15 protein-coding genes are annotated in these 18,028 nt (G+C 71.2%); 8 read left to right on the top strand and 7 right to left on the bottom strand.

Going from position 1 to position 18,028, the window contains the following annotated elements; genetic code table 11:
* Positions 1-19 precede the first annotated feature (19 nt).
* Together KHC24_RS19770 and KHC24_RS19765 are read right to left on the bottom strand one after the other, a co-directional pair.
* Positions 20-757, bottom strand: coding sequence for a tetratricopeptide repeat protein (locus tag KHC24_RS19770; RefSeq protein ID WP_213365009.1), 738 nt, complete (start codon positions 755-757; stop codon positions 20-22).
* Positions 690-3,200, bottom strand: coding sequence for a hypothetical protein (locus KHC24_RS19765; protein ID WP_213365008.1), 2,511 nt, complete (start codon positions 3,198-3,200; stop codon positions 690-692). The genes KHC24_RS19770 and KHC24_RS19765 overlap by 68 nt, the downstream gene beginning before the upstream one ends.
* 368 nt (positions 3,201-3,568) lie before the next feature.
* Between KHC24_RS19765 and KHC24_RS19760 the strand changes: the two genes are divergently transcribed.
* The 3 genes from KHC24_RS19760 to KHC24_RS19750 all read left to right on the top strand — a co-directional run bounded on the left by KHC24_RS19760 (position 3,569) and on the right by KHC24_RS19750 (position 5,392).
* The gene (locus tag KHC24_RS19760) at positions 3,569-3,997 is read left to right on the top strand and encodes a MerR family transcriptional regulator (RefSeq protein ID WP_213365007.1); all 429 of its coding nucleotides are present in this window, start codon (positions 3,569-3,571) and stop codon (positions 3,995-3,997) included.
* A gap of 205 nt (positions 3,998-4,202) precedes the next feature.
* Complete coding sequence (locus KHC24_RS19755) at positions 4,203-4,823, top strand: 2-hydroxychromene-2-carboxylate isomerase (protein ID WP_213365006.1); 621 nt, start codon at positions 4,203-4,205, stop codon at positions 4,821-4,823.
* Between the two features lie 62 nt (positions 4,824-4,885).
* Entirely contained in the window at positions 4,886-5,392 is a 507-nt protein-coding gene (locus KHC24_RS19750; protein ID WP_213365005.1) for a hypothetical protein, read from the top strand.
* A gap of 56 nt (positions 5,393-5,448) precedes the next feature.
* Here KHC24_RS19750 and KHC24_RS19745 read toward each other — a convergent pair whose 3' ends face one another.
* Positions 5,449-6,453, bottom strand: a complete 1,005-nt coding sequence (locus KHC24_RS19745; RefSeq protein ID WP_213365209.1) for an alpha/beta hydrolase — start codon at positions 6,451-6,453, stop codon at positions 5,449-5,451.
* A gap of 327 nt (positions 6,454-6,780) precedes the next feature.
* Between KHC24_RS19745 and KHC24_RS19740 the strand changes: the two genes are divergently transcribed.
* The 3 genes from KHC24_RS19740 to KHC24_RS19730 all read left to right on the top strand — a co-directional run bounded on the left by KHC24_RS19740 (position 6,781) and on the right by KHC24_RS19730 (position 8,598).
* Entirely contained in the window at positions 6,781-7,272 is a 492-nt protein-coding gene (locus KHC24_RS19740) for a secondary thiamine-phosphate synthase enzyme YjbQ (protein ID WP_213365004.1), read from the top strand.
* A gap of 181 nt (positions 7,273-7,453) precedes the next feature.
* The gene (locus KHC24_RS19735; RefSeq protein WP_373878585.1) at positions 7,454-8,119 is read left to right on the top strand and encodes a response regulator transcription factor; all 666 of its coding nucleotides are present in this window, start codon (positions 7,454-7,456) and stop codon (positions 8,117-8,119) included.
* Positions 8,120-8,250: 131 nt separating this feature from the next.
* Positions 8,251-8,598 carry a DUF3088 domain-containing protein gene (locus tag KHC24_RS19730; protein WP_213365002.1) on the top strand — a complete coding sequence of 116 codons (348 nt, stop codon included), beginning with the start codon at positions 8,251-8,253 and terminating at the stop codon, positions 8,596-8,598.
* A 19-nt stretch (positions 8,599-8,617) separates the two neighbouring features.
* Here KHC24_RS19730 and KHC24_RS19725 read toward each other — a convergent pair whose 3' ends face one another.
* Together KHC24_RS19725 and KHC24_RS19720 are read right to left on the bottom strand one after the other, a co-directional pair.
* Positions 8,618-9,010 carry a GFA family protein gene (locus KHC24_RS19725; RefSeq protein WP_213365001.1) on the bottom strand — a complete coding sequence of 131 codons (393 nt, stop codon included), beginning with the start codon at positions 9,008-9,010 and terminating at the stop codon, positions 8,618-8,620.
* 60 nt (positions 9,011-9,070) lie between these two features.
* Positions 9,071-12,652: a hybrid sensor histidine kinase/response regulator gene (locus KHC24_RS19720; protein ID WP_213365000.1), complete on the bottom strand. Its 3,582-nt coding sequence runs from the start codon at positions 12,650-12,652 to the stop codon at positions 9,071-9,073.
* A 522-nt stretch (positions 12,653-13,174) separates the two neighbouring features.
* On the opposite strand from KHC24_RS19720, the gene mscL reads away from it, so the two are divergent.
* Both mscL and rfbB read left to right on the top strand, forming a co-directional pair.
* Entirely contained in the window at positions 13,175-13,594 is a 420-nt protein-coding gene (gene mscL, locus KHC24_RS19715; protein WP_213364999.1) for a large conductance mechanosensitive channel protein MscL, read from the top strand.
* A 372-nt stretch (positions 13,595-13,966) separates the two neighbouring features.
* Complete coding sequence (gene rfbB, locus KHC24_RS19710) at positions 13,967-15,019, top strand: dTDP-glucose 4,6-dehydratase (RefSeq protein WP_213364998.1); 1,053 nt, start codon at positions 13,967-13,969, stop codon at positions 15,017-15,019.
* On the opposite strand, the gene KHC24_RS19705 is transcribed toward rfbB, so the two are convergent.
* Positions 15,016-15,681: a class I SAM-dependent DNA methyltransferase gene (locus KHC24_RS19705; protein ID WP_213364997.1), complete on the bottom strand. Its 666-nt coding sequence runs from the start codon at positions 15,679-15,681 to the stop codon at positions 15,016-15,018. The two genes, rfbB and KHC24_RS19705, sit on opposite strands and share 4 nt — an antisense overlap.
* On the bottom strand, positions 15,678-17,867 hold the full coding sequence (locus tag KHC24_RS25565) for a glycosyltransferase family 2 protein (protein WP_213364996.1): 2,190 nt from the start codon (positions 17,865-17,867) through the stop codon (positions 15,678-15,680). The genes KHC24_RS19705 and KHC24_RS25565 overlap by 4 nt, the downstream gene beginning before the upstream one ends.
* Positions 17,868-18,028 lie beyond the last annotated feature (161 nt).

Genomic DNA, 18,028 nt, shown 5'->3' with positions numbered 1-18,028 from the left:
GGCTACGCGAGAGGGAGTTTCAGCCGCGCGAGGCGGTTTTGCGGGCCGGCGGCAGGTCCCAATCCTGCAGACCGGAACCGCGGTTCGCCTCGGCGTCGACCACTGCCGGCGTCCAGAGCTGCAACGCCTTGCGGGCGGTGGCGAGGGTGTCGGCATCGAGCCGCGCCGCAATCTCGTCGCGCCGTGCCCCGGCTTCCTGGTCGCCGCGGGCGGCGGCCAGCGAGAACCACCGCCACGCCTGCACCGGATCGACCTCGGCTCCGAAGCCGCGCGAATAGAGCACGCCGAGATTGTACTGGCTGTCACGCACGCCATAGCCGGCGGCCTTTTGGAACCAGACCGCCGCCGCGGCATAATCGGGCGCGCCGGCGGTGCCGTCGGCGAGCAGCACGCCGAGATTGTGCATGGCGCGCACATTGCCGCCGCCGGCCGCGGCCTCATAGAGCATCCGGGCGCGGGCGAGATCGCGCGGCACGCCCTCGGCGCCCTTCTCATAGAGCGCGCCGAGCCGATAGGCGGCGGGGATGGAGCCGCGGGCGGCGGCAAAGCCGAACCATTGGGCCGCGCGCTGCGCACTGGGCGCGACGCCTTCGCCCTCCATATAGCGATGGCCGACCTCATAGGCCGCCGCCGGATCGCCGCCGAGCGCCGCGACCCGCAGGCCCTGGCTGCCGATGCCGTTCGGCAGGTCACCCGGCACGTCGCCCGGCAGGCTGCCCGAACCATCGAGGCTGGAGGAGCCGGGCAGCGGCGCCACCGGGGCGGCTCCCGGCAGGGGGGGGCATTGGCGGGGTGAGGGGCACCTCCGGCACCGCCTGAAGCGGCGCGGCGGCGGGGGGCAACGCCAGCAGTGGCGCCACGGGATGCGGCGTCGCGGGACGTGGCGATACCGAGCCGGTGATGTCGTCCGGCGTCGGCACCACCGGCAGCGAGCGGGCGGTGGAGGTGGCGGACGGCGCATTGGCGCGCAGCCGGCCTTCCTTCATGCCGCTGAGCAGGTGCCAGGAGGCGAAGGCGAGCGCGGAGCCGCAGACGCCGACCAGCAGCATCGCCCGGATGCGGGCCAGCCAGCGGGTGGAACGGGCACGGTTCGCCCGGCCCTCGGCGATGCGGGTGCCGAGCGGCGCGCCGAGGGCGGCATGGGGGAGGCCATGCGGTTTGGCGGGGGGGACGCCGCGCGCGGCGCGGCGCGCCTGGGCGATGAAATCGATGCGCGCCGGGCCGGTGCCCGCCGTATCCGCGCTATCGCGCTCCTCGACTTCCGGTCCCTTCTCGTCGTGCGGGACGCCGGCCGGTGCTTCGGCCGCAGCCGGGGGTGGGGCCGGGACGAGGGTGGGCGCATTGGAGGGCACGCCTGACCGGCGCTCGACCGGCGTGGAGGCGGCCGGCTCTTCAATGGCGGCGGCCGGGCGGTGCGATGCCCGCGGCGCGGCGGGAGCCTCGCCGTCCGCTTGCGTCGACGCAGGGGAGGCGACCGGCCGGGCGGCGACCGGCCGGGCGACGTGCGGCGCGGCGCCGGCGGGCGGCGCCGGCTCATGGCGCGGCGGCATGGGATCGGAGGGCGCTGGTGGCGGCGGGGCGCTCACCAGGCTGGCGCGGGTTTCCTCCATCTGGATGAACAGGTCGTTCAGCGCCCGCTCGATGCCGGCGAGCCGGTTCGGCTGGGCGTGCTGCGTCTCCAGCCGATCGGCCAGCGTGGCGATCCGGTGGCTCAACGCCTCGAAGGCGGCGGTGTCGGGCACCGGGATCGTCATCGGCGCGGCGGCAGCCGGGGAGGCGGCGGCTTCGGCGGGGCGCTCGATGCGCTCCAGCCGCTCGCCAATGCCGCGCAGCATCTGCTCGACGCCGGCCGGCGCCTCGCGGCGCAGAGCCGAAAAATTCTGCGCGATGTTCTCCTGGATATCGTCGAGGCGGCGATGCACCCCGCCGAGATCGACCTGCGGCGGCCGGGCGGCCTGCGCCTCGATGCGGGCGGCGAGCTGGCCGAGCCGCTCGTCGACACCGGCAAGCACGGCACGCAGCGCGTTCTCCTGCGCACCGGCCTCGCGGCTGACGCGGCCGACCAGCAGCGCCACCTGCTCGACCAGCTGGCGCACCGCATCGTTGGACAAGGCGCGGCCGATGACATGGCGAATCTCGCCGGCCTGTGCCTGCAGCCGGGCGATGGCGGCGGTGTCGACCTGCTTGGCGGCGATCAGATCGAGCTTGCGGGACAAGGCGTCGATGCGGCCCTGCACCACCGACTGGTATTCCGGCAGGCGCAGCGTGGCGATCATGTCGCGCAGCGCCGACAGGGTGGCGCACAGCTCGTTGTCGCGCAGGCCCGACGCCTCGATCCGGCCGGCGAGGCGGGTGACGGTGCGCTGCAACTCGTCCACCGCCTGGCGCGGGGCGAGATCGCCGAGCGCGGCGCGCATCTGAACGACGTCGCCGCGCAGCGTGTCGACGGCGGCGGTGAAGGAGGGAGCCGGCTCGGCAGCGGGCGCCGGGCGGGCGGGCACCGGCGGGACGGAAGTTGTGGCGCGGGCGGACGTGGTGGCGCCGCCGGGTGTGGGGCGGGCAGGCTGCGACGCCGGCGCTGCCGGTCGCGGCTCGGCCGGGCCGGACGCGGCGGGGCGCGTGGCGGCAGTATAGGCGGCGTCGGTGTATTCCGTGGCCCGGCGGGCGGGCGCGGCGACCTCGAGCTCGCGCTGGCGGGCGGCGATCTCGGCGACCGCGGCCTCGATGCTGGCGGCGCTTGGCGCCTGCAGGCGGCGCGGCGGCACCGGCGGGGGCTCGGAAGGGCGGGGCGAGGTCGAGCTCGCGGCGGTCGAGCTCGCGGCCGTCGAGCGGAGGCGGGCATTGGAATCGCCGACCAGGGTGTCGAGCTGGGCGCGGATGTCGTCGAGCGCCGCCTCGACGCGCGAGGTAACGGGCGCAGGGGCGGGGGAGGTGGCGGGCGAGGTGGCGGGAGGAGCCGCCGGCTCCGGCTCCGGCGCGGTGGCGAGGCTGTCGACGGTGCCGGTGAGCTCGCGGATGCGGCGGCGCAGATCGGCGATGTCGCCGACGCTGCCGCCGCGCTCGCCGGTGCCGAGATGGCCGAGCAGCCGCTGATGCAGCCATTCGTCCAGCGGCAGGCCGGCGCGCTGCGCGGCCTCGTTCATCGCGGTCCAGGCCGCGGCATTGATATGCCCGGCCTGGGTGGGGGCGCCTTGCCTCACCGTCTTCTCCGTCGCGTCAGGCGTCGGCGGGTCGGGAGAATCACCCGTGGCGACGCAGGAGGCTGCTTGGCGCCGACTGTTCCTTTTCTTGGTAAATGACGGGTTAATGCGTCGCGGCCATCCGGCATCTTCCTACCGCCGCGCCGGGGTGCCGGGTGGCTTTACCTCCCTTGGAGCGCCAAGAAAACCGCTAGAGGTAATATCGTATTTAATGATATATATCATATAATTATACGTATATTTAACAGTAAGTTTCCCTAACGGAGGGTGCTACTTTCTCCCCTAACGGCAGGTGGGTCGTTACAAATTCGGGCAACGCTGCTGACGCGATCCCTTTGCGTCCCGTTAACCCGACCAGGAGACCCGCGATGGATTTCACTTCCTACGAGCAGGATCGTGCCGTCGAGACCGCTGCCACGTCCTCGGGCGACGCGCTCTTCTTCACCATCGGCGACCTCGCCCGCGAGTTCGACGTGACGCTGCGCGCCCTGCGCTTTTATGAGGACAAGGGCCTGCTCTCCCCGCGCCGCGAGGGCCTGACCCGCCTCTACACCCCCTCCGACCGCTCCCGCCTCGCCATCATCCTGAAGGGCAAGAAGCTCGGCTTCACCCTCGCCGAGATCAAGGCGATGGTTGCCCTGCGCGAAGGCACCGCCACCATGAGCGGCCTCGCCCTGACCCGCGAGAAGTGCGTGGATCAGCTCGGCCTGCTCGAGCAGCAGAAGGCCGAGATCGAGGAAGCCATCGGCGAACTCAAGCAGATGATCGCCTCCTATCCGGTTCGCAACGCCGCCTGAGCGTCGCCCGCCGGCATCCAGCCTCACCAGCCTTTCGAAGCGGCGCCCCTCGGGCGCCGTTTTCGTTTCGAGGTGGACTTGAAGCGCCGGCGCGACTGCGCTTCAACAGGGGTGCCGCGGCCGCACCGGCCGCCGGATCTGTCGAAACGAGTGCCTTGCGCGGCTCCGGGGCTCGCCCGGCGGCAAGGGCTCCAGCGAGGCGCGGATGAGCCGTTCGGTCGACTACTTCTTCTCCGTCGTCAGCCCCTGGGCGTTTATCGGCCATGCCGCCTTCATCGCGGTGGCGCGGCGCCACGGGCTCACTTTGCGCTATCATCCCGTGCAGCTCGGCGGGCTGTTCGCCGAGACCGGCGGCCTGCCGCTGCCCAAGCGCCACCCGGCCCGCCAGCGCTACCGCCTGATCGAGCTGCAGCGCTGGCGCGAAGCGCGCGGGCTGGAGTTCCACCTGCATCCGGCGCATTGGCCGTTCGACGGCGCGCTGGCCGACCGGCTGGTGCTCGCCACCGCGCAGGCCGGCCATGACGTCGATGCCCTGGTGTCGCGACTGATGGCCGGGGTGTGGCAGCGCCAGGAGAACATCGCCGACCCGGCGCAGCTCGCGGTGATACTGGCGGAGCTCGGCCTGCCGGCGGCGCTGCTGGAGGCGGCGTCCTCCGAGAGCGTCGGCGCGCTGTATGACGCCAACCGCGCCCGCGCGGTGGAGGCGGATGTGTTCGGCTCGCCGGCCTATGTGCTCGACGGCGAGGTGTTCTGGGGGCAGGATCGGATCGATCTGCTCGATGCGGCGTTGTCGAGGAACCGGGCGCCGTTCACACCGGCGGCGTGAAGACGGACTGGCGCGCGCGCCGGACGACCGGGACCCGCGATGGCGGAAACGCGGAGGCCTCCATGCTTCGCCTGGCTCTGTTTGCGCTGATGGCGCTCACCCTGATCACCGCCGCCCGCGCGCAGCCGGCGGCTTCCGACACGCCACCATCGCCGCCGCCGGCTGTTGGAACTGCGCCGCATTTCACCATGCAGCCGGTGGAGGGCGGGGTGCTCAGGCTCGACACCCGCTCGGGCACGATGAGCTTCTGCGCCAGCCGTAGCGGGGTGTGGCGCTGCGAGGCGATGCCGGACGAACGGGCGGCGCTGGAAGCCGAGATCACCCGGCTGCGGGATCGGCTGGCCGCCGCCGGCGGTGGCGCCGGCGTGCCGGACATTGCCGGACCGCCGCGCGCGCCGTCGCCCGATCCGGCGCCGAACGCGGCCCCGCCGGCTCCGCCCGACGACGCGCAGAGGCGCTTCGATGGGGCGATGGACGAGGCCATGCGCAAGGCGGAGGCCATGTTCCGCCGCTTCTACGAGATGATGGAGCGGCTGCGGAGCGACCCGCCGCAGGGCGACAAGCTCTGACGGCAGGGGTGCGCAGCCTTATCCGATGGCGGGCCTTGCTCTGGCGGCCCCGCCGCTCAGCTGGCGGCGAGGAAGCCGGCGATGCGGGCGAGCGCCTGGTCGGCCAGCGAGCCGGGAAAGCCGATGAAGACATGGCAGCCGCCGGGATAGATGGCGAGTTCGGTGCGGTTACCGGCGGCGAGCCAGCGCGGCGCCATGAACAGCGTGTCGTCGAGCAGCGCATCGCGGGTGCCGATGGTGAACAGCGCCGGCGGCAGGCCGGAGAGATCGCCATGCAGCGGCGAGATGTCCGGCGTCGCCACCTCGCCGCACTCGCGCAGGTAATGGCCGACGAAGACGTTGATGTCCTTGGTGTTGAGCACCAGCGGCTCGTCGCCCCAGCCGCGGGCGCTCGGGGTGAGGCCGAGATCGTAGCAGCCGGCATTGAGATTGGCGGCGCGGAACGGCGTCAGGCCGTGCCGGTCGCGCAGGCGCAGCAGCGTCGCCGCCGCGAGGTTGGCCCCCGCCGATTCGCCGCCGATGACGAAACGCTCGGTGCCGAAGCGGGCCTTGCCCTCGCGGACCAGCCACAGCGCGGCGGCCTCGCAATCGTCCGGCGCCGCCGGCCAGGGATTTTCCGGCGCCAGACGGTAATCGACCGAGACGACGGCGAAGCCGGTGCGCTCGACGAGGCGGTGGTTGAGCCCGTCATTCTCGCGCGCCGAGCCGAGGCACCAGCCGCCGCCATGCAGGTGCAGATACACGCCCTTGGCCGCCTCCGGCGGGGTATAGATGCGCAGCGACACCGGACCGTGCGGGCCGTCGATTTCCTCGACTCGCGCATAGGGGCTTTCCGGTGCCAGCGGGAACGGGCCCTTGCCGTCCAGCCGCAGCTTGCGCAGCACCGCCATCGGGAATACCCAGCGGTCCGGGATCGCGCCCAGCGCCTTGACGATGCCGGCATTGACCGCGCGGGTCTCCGGCGAGATGGAAGCCGGATCGAACAAGGCAGGATCCAGCGTGAGGGTGGGCGTGTCGCGGCCGGGAAGGGCCGGAGCGGGCGTAGAGCTCTGGGCAGCCATAGGCAGGGTGCGCTCCATGATGGCGTTGGCCGAGGACATCGAGTCCGACGCAAGGTGGACCTTGGGGTTCGGATCGAGGACGAGCATCCGGTGCGGTTCCGCCCTATCCAAACCCAGCGGCGCCCATTCGTCCAGTGCAGTGCAGCAAAGGAATGGCGGGCGAGGCGCCGATCGGCGGTTTTCCCCGTCCGGAGCGGCGGCCCGGACAGCGGCGAGCGAGGCGGATCGCCGGGAAAACCGCGGTTTCTCCGTCCTTATCGCGACGGGGAGGGGAATTTTGCCTTGCCTCGCCACGGCGGTCGGGCTTTGAGGCCGGAGAGCCGAGAGATGCAACCGACACAGAAAGGCCGGACCGTGACCGAGATACGACAGGGCGAGCCGCGCGAAACCACGGTGACGCGGCGGGTGAGCGCCGAGCTGGCCATCGACACGCCGGGCCGTGGCTTCACCGACATCACCCGCGCGGTGGCGCGGTTCCTCGCCGACATCGGCGCCGGCGACGGCGAGGTGTCGCTGTTCTGCCGCCACACCTCGGCGTCGCTGACCATCCAGGAAAACGCCGATCCCGACGTGCGCATAGACCTGCTCGCGGCGCTCGACCGGCTGGCGCCCGAAGATGCCGGCTGGGTGCACGACCTTGAGGGGCCGGACGACATGCCCGCCCATGTGAAGGCGGTGATCACCGGGGTGAATCTCACCATCCCGGTGGTGGCGGGGCGCATGCGGCTCGGCACCTGGCAGGGGATTTATCTCGTCGAACACCGCGCCCGGCCGCACCGGCGCGAATTGACGGTGGCATTCGTCGGCGATGGCAACTAAAGCTTTCCCCCGAAGACGAATGTTCACATCGATATTGCCGATCCGCCGGCCGCGCTATCGGCTCCGGCGGTAATGCTTGCCGCGGTAATGCTTGCATGAGTGGGGCGACCGAACCATGATCGCGGCGCGGCATATGCGACCAACGGCGTATGCCGGCTGAAACCGAGAGGGCCTTTTGCAGGTGGGTACGACGAGTTTCAGGCTGGCCATCGCCGATGACCACCCCTTGTTTCGCGGGGCGCTGCGCGAGGCGGTGACGCGGCAGTTTCCGCAGGTCGAGCTGTTCGAGGCCGGCGGCTTCGAGGACCTCCAGGCGCTGCTGGAGCGCGAGAGCGAGATCGACCTGGTGCTGCTCGACCTCACCATGCCGGGGGTGCGCGGCTTTTCGGGGCTGATGTATCTGCGCGCGCAATACCCCGCCATTCCTGTGGTGGTGGTCTCCGCCAATGAGGAGGCGGGGGTGATCCGCCACTGCATGGAATTCGGCGCCGCCGGCTTCATCCCCAAGACCAGCGCGGTGGAGACGATGCGCGACGCCATCGCCGCGGTGCTGGAGGGGCACACCTGGACACCGCCCGATATCGACCTCTCCGCCGGCAGCGATAAGGAGGCGGCGGCGCTGGTGGCGCGGCTGGCCACGCTGACCCCGCAGCAGGTGCGGGTGCTGATGATGCTGTCCGAGGGCCTGCTGAACAAGCAGATCGCCTATGAGCTCGGCGTCTCCGAGGCGACGGTGAAGGCGCATGTCTCGGCGATATTGCAGAAGCTCGGGGTGGAAAGCCGCACCCAGGCGGTGATCGCCGCCGCCAGGATCGAGGCCGGGCAGTGGTCGCAGGTGGCGGGCTGAGGCCGGGGCCGGTGCCCGCCGCGCTCGCCCGAAACTTCCTGCGTGTTCCGCGTGCTGTTTCCGCACCGGCATGAGGTCTGCCGGCCGGCGCGAGGCGCGCCGGTCTCCCGCCTCCATCGTCGAGCCTCGTCATGCAACGCGACACGCTGTTCCTGCTGAAGCCGGGCTTCACCGATCCGGCCTATCCCGGCCAGGTGTTCTATTGCTGGCATTGCGCCCTGATCGAGGGCGTGCTGGCCTCGTTTCCGCTGCTGGCGGCGCGCCTCGATGTCGAGCGGATCGCCTGGACGCGCCCACGGCAGGCGGTGATCGACCTGGTGGGCGACGCGAACCAATCGCTGCCGCTTCTGGTGCTGGCGGATGGAAGACCCTCGCGGCATCAGACCGGCGAACAGAGCGGGCGCGGCTTCATCGCCGACAAGGACGCGATCCTCGCCGCACTTTCCGAACGGCACGGCTTTCCCGCCCCGCATCCCTGAGGAGCGGCTTCCGCGCGCGCTATTCCTCCGTTCGGCCCGTCCCCTCGCGGTCGCGCTCGTAGCGCCGCGCGAGCGGAAAGGGCGGCAGCCAGGATTCGCGGCGGATCGTCCAGAGTTCATAGGTCGGCATCAGCTGGTCCGGCGCATCCAGCGATCCGAGATTCACCTCGACCTCGTCGCCGGTGCGGGCAAAGACGGGGGAGCCGCAGCGGGGACAGAAGAACCGGCCGGCATAGCCGCGTGCGTCCCCCGCGATCGTCACGGCGTCCTGAGGGAAAATCGCCGACGCATGAAACAGCGCGCCATGATGCTTGCGGCAGTCGAGACAGTGACACAGGCCGACCCGATAGGGCTGGCCCGTCGCCACGATCCGAACGTCGCCGCACAGGCAGCCGCCGGTGAACCGTTCCATCTCCGCGTCTCCTCCAGATGGGGCGGCCCGGGAGAGACCGCGAACCGCAAGGCGGCAGCCTCACTCCGCCGCCGCCCGCATGGCGCGCCATTGCGCCAGCAGGGCGCGGAGCGCCGCCGGACGCACCGGCTTGTTCAGCACCTCCATCTCGGTCGCCTTGGCGGTGTCGCGCACCTTCTTCGAGCGGTCGGCGGTGATCAGTACCGCCGGCAGCGACTGGTCGAGCTTCCAGCGCAGATGCTTGGTCGCCTCGATGCCGTCGGTCTCGTCGAGATGATAGTCGATCAGCAGCACGTCCGGCCGGGCGCGGGCCTCGCGCAGCATGGCAAGCGCGCCGGGCACGTCGGCGGCTTTCAGCACGAGGCAGCCCCAGCCGGACAGCAACGTGTCCATGCCGTCGAGGATCGCCGGGTCGTTGTCGATGCACAGCACCGACAGGCCGTCGAGCCCGGCGATCGGCACGGCGGTCGCGCGGGGGGCTGGCCCGGCGGCGGCCGGGATCGGCGGCGCGCTCGGCACCTCGATGGCGAACATGCTGCCGCGTCCGGGCTGCGAGGCGAGCTCGATGGGGTGGTCGAGCACCCGCGAGATGCGCTCGACGATGGAGAGCCCCAGTCCCAGGCCCCGCGCGGCCTTGGCGCCCTGGTCGAGACGCTGGAACTCCTTGAAGATCAGCTTCTGCTTGGATTGCGGCACGCCGAGGCCGGTGTCGAACACCTGGATGCGCAGCCGCCCGCCCGCCGCACGGGGCCGCCGCCGGACCCCGATCAGCACCCGTCCGCGCGGGGTGTATTTGATGGCGTTGGAGACGAGGTTCTGTAACAGCCGCCGCAGCAGGCGACGGTCCGAGCGCACCGCCGCCGAGGTCGGCGCGAAGGTGAGGCGCAGGCCCTTCTCCTTGGCCAGCGGGGCGAACTCCACCTCCAGCTGGCGGAAGATGTCGTCGAGACGGAACGGCCCGAGATCCGGCTTCATCGCGCCGGTATCGAGGCGGGAAATATCGAGCAGGGCGCCGAGGATCTCCTCCACCGCCTCCAGCGAGGCGTCGACATTCTGGGCGAGGCGGATGTTCTCCGCCGTGACGGCGCGCTCGACGAGGCTGGTGGCGTAGAGACGGGCGGCGTTCAAGGGTTGCAGGATGTCGTGCGAGGCGGCGGCGAGGAAGCGGGTCTTGGAGATGTTGGCTTCCTCTGCCTCCGATTTGGCCTGCGCGAGCTGGGTATTGAGGTGCTCCAGTGCCCGGGTGCGTTCCTTCACCCGCTTTTCCAGCGTCTCGTTGGCGCGTTCCAGCGCCTCGGCGGCCTCGACCGTCGGGGTGATGTCGGTGAAGGTCACCACCACGCCGCCGTCGGGCATGGTGTTGATGCGCACCTCCATCACCACGCCGCGCGGCGCGAGGCGCTCCATGAAGCTCGCATTGCGGCGGGCGAAGCGGGCGAGCCGCTCGCGCACCAGTTCCTCGACCGGGCCGGGGCCGAACAGCCCGCTGGCGGCGCCGACCCGCAGGATCTGGTCGATGCCGATGCCGATGCGCACCACCTCCGGCGGCAGGTCCAGCATCTCGCCGAACTGGCGGTTCCAGAACACCAGCCGCAAATCGCGGTCGAACACCGCGATGCCCTGGCGGACATGGTCGAGCGCGGTCTGCAGGATCTCGCGATTGTACTGGATGGCGGCGGAGGCATCGTCGAGCAGCTTCAGCGCCGCCTTGGTCGAGACGGTGCGCTTGCGCAGCATCAGCGACAGCACGAGACGTGAAGAAGCGGCGCCGATGGCCGAGGCCAGCAGGTGCTCGGCATAGCGGATGAGCTGGAAATCCGCCTCGCGACCGGGATCGAGCGACAGGCCGCGCATCGCCGACACGCCCTCGAACGAGGCGCGGGTGCGCTCCTCGCCGAGATAGCGCGACACGGTGGCGGTGAGTTCGCCCACCGTGACCGGCGAGCGCCAGAGCCGGAAGCTCGGCGCCGAGGTCGAGCGGTCGGCCTCGACGAAGACGCTGGCCTGCAGCCGCTCGATCGGGCTCGGCTGGCGGGTGAGCGACACGCTGACGAAGACGATGAGATTGATGCTCAGGCTCCACAGCACGCCATGGGTGAGCGGCGCGGCATGCAGGCCGAGCAAGGCCTGCGGGCGCAGGAAGGAAAGGCCGAACGGGCCGTCCGTCAGCAGGGCCTGCGGGATGAGGCCGGCATCGGCGAGGCTGGGGACGAGCAGCGTATAGGCCCACAGCGCCACGCCGGCGGCGATCCCGGCCATCGCCCCGCGCGCGGTGCCGCGCCGCCAGACCAGGCCGAGCAGCAGCGCCGGGCCGAACTGCGCCACCGCGGAGAAGGACAGCAGGCCGATCTGCGCCAGCTGCGCCTCGCCGGTGATGCGGTAATACAGATAGGCGAGCAGCAGGATGGCGAAGATCGCCGCCCGCCGCACCAGCAGCAGCTTGTGGCCCATGTCGGAATGGGCCGGGGCGCCGCCGATCCGCTGCGACCCGCCGGCCCGCGCATCGGCCGCCGCCTCCTCGGCCGCGTGGCGCCGGCCACGCACCAGCAGCGGCATGACGAGGTCGTTAGAGACCATGACCGCCAGCGCCACCGTCTCGACGATCACCATGGCGGTCGCCGCCGACAGGCCGCCGACAAAAGCGACCAGCGCCACCCCCTGCGCGCCGACCGACATCGGCAGGGCGAGCACGTACATGTCGCCGTCGATGAAGCCGGGCGGGAAGGCGACCAGGCCGGCAATGGCGATGGGAATGACGAAGATGTTGATGAGGACGAGGTAGAGCGGAAACAGCCAGGCGGCGGTGCGGATCTCCGCCTCCGAGGTGTTCTCGACCACCGCGACATGGAACTGGCGCGGCAGCATGAGGATGGCGAGCGCGGAGAGCACCGCCATCGTGCCCCAGTCGCCGAGCGAGAAGTGCCGGGTCAGCACCGGCAGCACGTCCTTCTCCCGCGCCTGTTCGACGAGATCGAAGGGGCCGGCGAACATGACGAAGGTGACGAACAGGCCGACGGCGAGGAAGGAGACCAGCTTGACGATGGATTCCGCCGCCACCGCCAGCATCAGCCCTTCCTGGTGCTCGGTGGCGTCGATATGGCGGGTGCCGAACAGCACCGCGAACACCGCCATCGCCATGGCGACCAGCAGCGCCAGATCGCCGATGACCGGGTAGTGCAGCCCGAACCCCTCGAAATCGCCGAGCATCGCCACCAGCGAGATGGCGACCGCCTTCAGTTGCAGCGCGATGTAGGGCAGCGAACCGAGGATCGCGACCAGCGCCACCACCGCGGCGACGCCCTGGCTCTTGCCGTAGCGGGCGGCGATGAAATCGGCGATCGAGGTGATGTTCTGCGCCTTCGCCAGCCGCACGATGCGCAGCAGCAGCGGCACCCCGAGCGCAAAGACCAGGATCGGCCCGACATAGATGGTGAGGAAGTCGACGCCCTGGGTGGTGGCGAGGCCGACCGAGCCGAAGAAGGTCCAGGAGGTGCAGTAGACCGCCAGCGACAGCGAATAGATCGCCGGTCGGCCGCGCCCGCGCCTGCTGCTGACCGGCCGGCGGTCGCCATAGCTCGCCACGGCGAAGAGGCAGCCGATATAGGCGAGGGCGACGGCGATGATGACCCAGGCCTGAAGCATGGGATCTCCGGTTGGGGGCGGACGGCGGCAAAGCCGCGGCAGCGGTGGTTCTTTATGCGCCCGGCGGGCCGGACGGGGCAAGCGGGCGGTGCGGCGGGCGGGCAGGCAGGCAGCAGGGGACGGGCGGCACAGATGGAGGCTCGAACGGATGCCGCGAGCCGGACGGGCAGCCGGTCATCGCTCGCTCCTTGTGCGCCGCCGTGACGGCCACCGGCCGAAGCCTGATTCGAACCCGGGCGAGGTGCCGGCAGCCAGCCGGCTGCGTCGGGGGGCGTGCTCGGGGCAGGCGCTCGTTCGAGGCAAGCGCCGTTCGAGGCAAGCGCTCGCCGCGCGGAGGCCGATGCGGCGGCGGGAGTTCGGCGGCGCGCGGCCAATGGAGCCTCGATGCATCGATGGATGCGCCGGCCAGATGGCGCACCCATGAGGGGGGGAGGTGCGTGCTTGCCGCTGCGCACCACCGCGCTAAAACACTCCGAGTGGCGCGGCCATGGGGAGTCGCGCGATTCGGCCGGAGGAGACGTGATGCTCAAGGAATTCCGGGAATTCGCCATCAAGGGGAATGTCGTCGATCTCGCCATCGGCGTGATCATCGGCGCCGCCTTCGGCCAGATCGTCACCTCGGTGGTATCCGACCTGTTCATGCCCGTGGTCGGCGCCATCTTCGGCGGACTCGACTTCTCCAACTACTTCATCGGCCTGTCCTCCAACGTCACCGCCAATTCGCTCGCCGCCGCCCGTGAGCAGGGGGCGGTGTTCGCCTATGGCCACTTCCTCACCGTGGTGATCAATTTCCTCATCATCGCCTGGATCCTGTTCCTGGTGGTGAAAGGCATCAACAGGCTGCGCCGCAAGGCCGCCGAGGCCCCGCCGGCACCGGCGCCGCCGACCAAGGAAGAGGTGCTCCTGGGCGAGATCCGCGACATCCTCGCCCGCAAGGCGTGAGGGTGGCGCCCGGCGGCGGCCTGACCGGCGCCTGCCGGCGATAGACGAGATTGCCGCGCCAGCCGAGACGGTGCGGCAGCTTATGGCTTGTGCCGACAGGTGGGCAGCCGGGTGCCCTTGTGGCGACGGCCCGGCGTGCGGTGTGCCGGCGCTTCCATCGCCGCGAGCCATGCCGCCATCATGCCGCCGCCGAGGCGAGGGCCTCTTTCTTTGGCTCCCGGCTCGGTTGCGGTGCCGAGGGGGCGGGTGAAGCTGCCGCTGCGAGCGGTGCCGTCGCCGGTACGGCGCTGCTGGCGGGCCGGCCGCCTCTAGGCAAGCGCTTTCCCCTCGTGATAGTCCGCCAGACCTTCGAGGCGTGGCAGGGATGTGACGATGCGGCGAGTGCTTGTGACCGGCGGTGCCGGCTTCATCGGATCGGCGGTGGTGCGTCGCCTGGTGCGGGACGGCTGGCAGGTGCTGAATGTCGACAAGCTCACCTATGCCGGCAATCTCGCCTCGCTGAACGAGATCGACAACAGCCCCAACTACCGCTTCCTCAAGGCCGATATCGGTGATGCGAGCGCGATGCGCGAGGCGCTGGACACGTTCCGCCCCGAGCTGGTGATGCATCTGGCCGCCGAATCCCATGTCGACCGTTCTATCGACGGGCCGGGCGACTTCATCCAGACCAATGTGGTCGGCACCTTCAACCTGCTGCAGGAGGCGCTGCGCTACTGGCGCGCGCTCGATGCCGGGGCGCAGAAGGGCTTCCGCTTCCACCACATCTCCACCGACGAGGTGTTCGGCTCGCTCGGCGCCGACGGGCTGTTCCGCGAGGACACCTCCTACGATCCGCGCTCGCCCTATTCGGCGTCGAAAGCGGCGTCCGACCATCTGGTGCGGGCGTGGTTCCACACCTATGGGCTGCCGGTGGTGATGTCGAACTGCTCGAACAATTACGGGCCGTATCATTTCCCGGAGAAGCTGATCCCGCTCACCATCCTCAATGCGCTGGAGGGCAAGCCGCTGCCGGTCTACGGCCGGGGCGAGAATGTGCGCGACTGGCTCTATGTCGACGACCACGCCGCGGCGCTGGAGCTGATCGCCACCACCGGCCGGCTCGGGGAGAGCTACAATGTCGGCGGCAATAATGAGCGCCGCAACATCGACGTGGTGAAGACCATCTGCGCCATCATGGACCGGGTGGTACCGGATGCGCGGATCGGCGCCCGCGAGGCGCTGATCGCCTTCGTCGCCGACCGGCCGGGCCATGATGCGCGCTACGCCATCGACGCCAGCAAGCTGAAGGACGAACTCGGCTGGGTGCCGTCCGAGACCTTCGAGAGCGGCATCGAGAAGACCGTGCGCTGGTATCTCGACAACGCTGCGTGGTGGGAGCCGCTGAAGGCCCGCTACGACCGCGCCCGGCTGGGCACGGCGGGCTAGCCGCGCCGCTGCGCCAGCCAGACGGTGTGGCCGCCGCATTCCGGGTCTTCCGCCTGATGGGCGACGAGGTCGAAGCCGGCGGCGTCGAGCCGGGCGCGGTACTCCGCCGGATCGAGGCTGGCATGATAGAGCGGCTCGCCTTCGAGCGTGCCGATGGCATCGCCCTCCGCCGGACCGGTGGTGAAGAGCAGCGGCGCGCCGGGCGCCGCATGGGCGGCGAACACCGGGAACAGCCGGCGCTGCGGTTCCCGCGCCAGATGGAAGAAGCTGTCCCAGGCGATCAGCCCGCCGAAGCGGCGGCCGAGCGCCAGGCTGCGCATATCGGCGACGATGGCTTCCGCGACGACGGCTTGGGCGGCGATGGTCTCGGCGGTGGGAGCTTGCCACGCAGCCAGGTTGCGGCGGAAAAGCGCGATCATTTCCGGCGCGCTGTCGATGCCGGTGACCGGGTGGCCGTGCTCGACGAGGTGGCGGGCGATGGGCACGCCCGGCCCGCAGCCTATGTCCAGCACGTCGGCGCCGGGCGGCAGCAGGGCGCGGAAGCGCGCCAGCCAGCCCGCCTCCATCAGGCGGGAGCCTTGCGCACCGTCGAGGCGTGCCGTGCTCCAGGCGCCGGCATGGCGGCGATAGAGCGCGACGATGCTGTCGGCGAGGTCGTTCACCGGCGCGGTCCGGGTTGGCTGGGAGGCGTCCGCCTCGCCTCGCCGGTGCCGATGCTCTCGGTGCGCGGCGCGCGCGGGCCGGCGGGATGGCGGCCGGGCAGGGCGTAGACATTATCGCGGCGCAGATTGGGGCTGTAATGCGGGTCGGTATGGCGTGACGGCGCCCATAGCGCCTCGAAGCGCGCCCATTCCTCGCGCCGCTTCGCCGAGATCGGCGCGCCGGGATTGTCGAGCCGCGAGGCGGATTCGTGGTGGATCAGCGTCGCCAGCGGCGTGAACACCACCTCGAAGCCGGCATGGCGGGCGCGCAGGCACAGGTCGATGTCGTTGCAGTCCTCGGCGAAGCGCACCTCGTCGAGCCCGCCGACGGCATCGAGGCAGGCGCGGGTGACCAGCAGGCAGGCGCCGGTGACGGCGGAGAGGTTCTGCCGCAGCACCAGCCGGCCGCGCAGGCCGCCGGCATGCGGGCCGGCGCCGACGAACCAGTGGCCGCCCGCTCCCTCACGCAGGCCGACGATGAAGCCGGCATGCTGCACGCCGCGGCTCGGGTAGAGCAGCTTGGCGCCGACGATGCCTACCTTCTGGCCGGTGCCGGAAAGCGCGGCGAGCGACACCATCTCGCCGAGCCATCCGCTCTCGATGATCTCCATGTCGTTGTTGAGCAGCAGCATCATCGCGCCGGCGGCGGCTCCAATGCCGGCATTGCAGAGACGGGCGAAGTTGAAGTCGCCGGCGTCGCGCACCACGCGGGTCGCCGGCCACAGCGTCTTGATCTCCTCGAACAAGGCGAAGGTCGCCGGCTCGCGCGAGCCATTGTCGACGATGACGATCTCGAAGGCGCGATAGGCGGTGAGCGCGATCAGCGTCTTCAGCGTGGTGGCGAGCAGTTCGGCACGGTCGCGGGTCGGCACCACGATGGACACCAGCGGCGGCGGTGCCGGCACGGGATAGAGCGGGCGCAGTTGCAGGCGCGGGCTCGCCGGCTCGATCGGCGCGGTCTCGACGGGAAGGCCGAGCCGGGCGGCCAGCGCGTCGCGGGCGCGGGCGGCCTCCGTGGGCAGGAAGCCGTCGGTCGGCCGCTCCGGCCCCTCATAGGCGATGCGCGGAATATGCAGGATGCGCCCCGGCGGCACCGCCTCGATGTGGCGCAGCAGAAGATCGTGCAGCGCCGCCCCGCCGAGCGCGGGGTTCAGGCGGAGGGCGCGGGCGTCGGCCGCGGGCAGGGCGACGAGATGGCCCATATAACCGGCGGCGATCTGCAGATGGCGGTTGAAGGCCGGCTTGAAGGCGGCGCCGGCCGGGCGGTCCGCCGCGTCGCGAAACCCCTCGTCGGTATAGGCGAGGGCGCAGTCGGGCGCTTGCGCGAAGGCGGCGCGGATCATCGCCACCGCGTCGCGGGTCGGTGCGCCGGCGAGATCGAGCGGCACCAGCAATTCGTCGCCGCTGGCGTCGATGGCGGCACGGAGCCCGGCGGCGGCATCGGCGGGCGCCTCGACCAGGCGTGCGCTCAGCGCGGCGAGCGCCGCACCTTCGCGCGCCAGCCGCGCCGGCGGCACGGCGAGAATCCACGAAAAGCAGCGGTCGGTCTGGGCGGCGAGCGCCCGCGCCACCGTCGCGAGGCGGGCAAGCGGCATCTCGCCGGCGGCGGAAGCGAAGGCGACCGGCGGGGCGGCGGCCAGCGGGACGCTGTCGCCGAAATCGCCGACATGACCGGCATGGTAGCGCCGATAGGCCGGAAGGTTGAACAGATCGGCGGCCGGCGAGGTCCAGATCGCCCGCTTCAGCTGGGCGCGCAACGCCCGCACCGCCGCATGCGGCGCCGGTACCTTGTGGCGCAGCGCCTGCCAGCGCAGAGCCAGGCGGGCGAGCGGATACCAGCCGAGCCGGGGCGGCGGCGCGCCTTCCTCCTCGGCGGCGCGGTGCAGCACCAGCGTCGCGGCCCCACGCGGCAGCGGTATCGCGAAGGGCTGCGCCTCGACCCGCGGCCAATGCCCGAGCGGCCGGCCGGCGGCATCCTCGGCCGACAGGCCGGCGCCGGCCGCCGCCTCCGCCAGCAGCACCAGCGGCCGCGGGCCGCGGCGGGCAAGGAGGCGCAGCAGCAGCGGCAGGCGGAAGCGATGGGCGCCGGGCTGGCCCGACAGCGCCGCGAGGCGGAAGGGGGGGATTCTGCCGGAGGGAAGGGGCACGGCTATCGCACTCGTTGGGAGGCCAGGCGTCTCGTGGTCCGGTGGTCGCTGGCATATTGCCTGGCGACCGGATTACGCGACGCCGGCAGGCTTCACAATGGCTAACGCTTTCGGACCGGGTGGGCGAACCGGCAGGCGGATCGATCCGGGCGCAATGGCCC

Origin of the sequence: Ancylobacter defluvii, assembly GCF_018390605.1 — a bacterium.
Lineage (GTDB): Bacteria > Pseudomonadota > Alphaproteobacteria > Rhizobiales > Xanthobacteraceae > Ancylobacter > Ancylobacter defluvii.
Note: the sequence above shows the minus strand (reverse complement) of the source record. Positions and strands in the feature narration are given on the sequence as shown.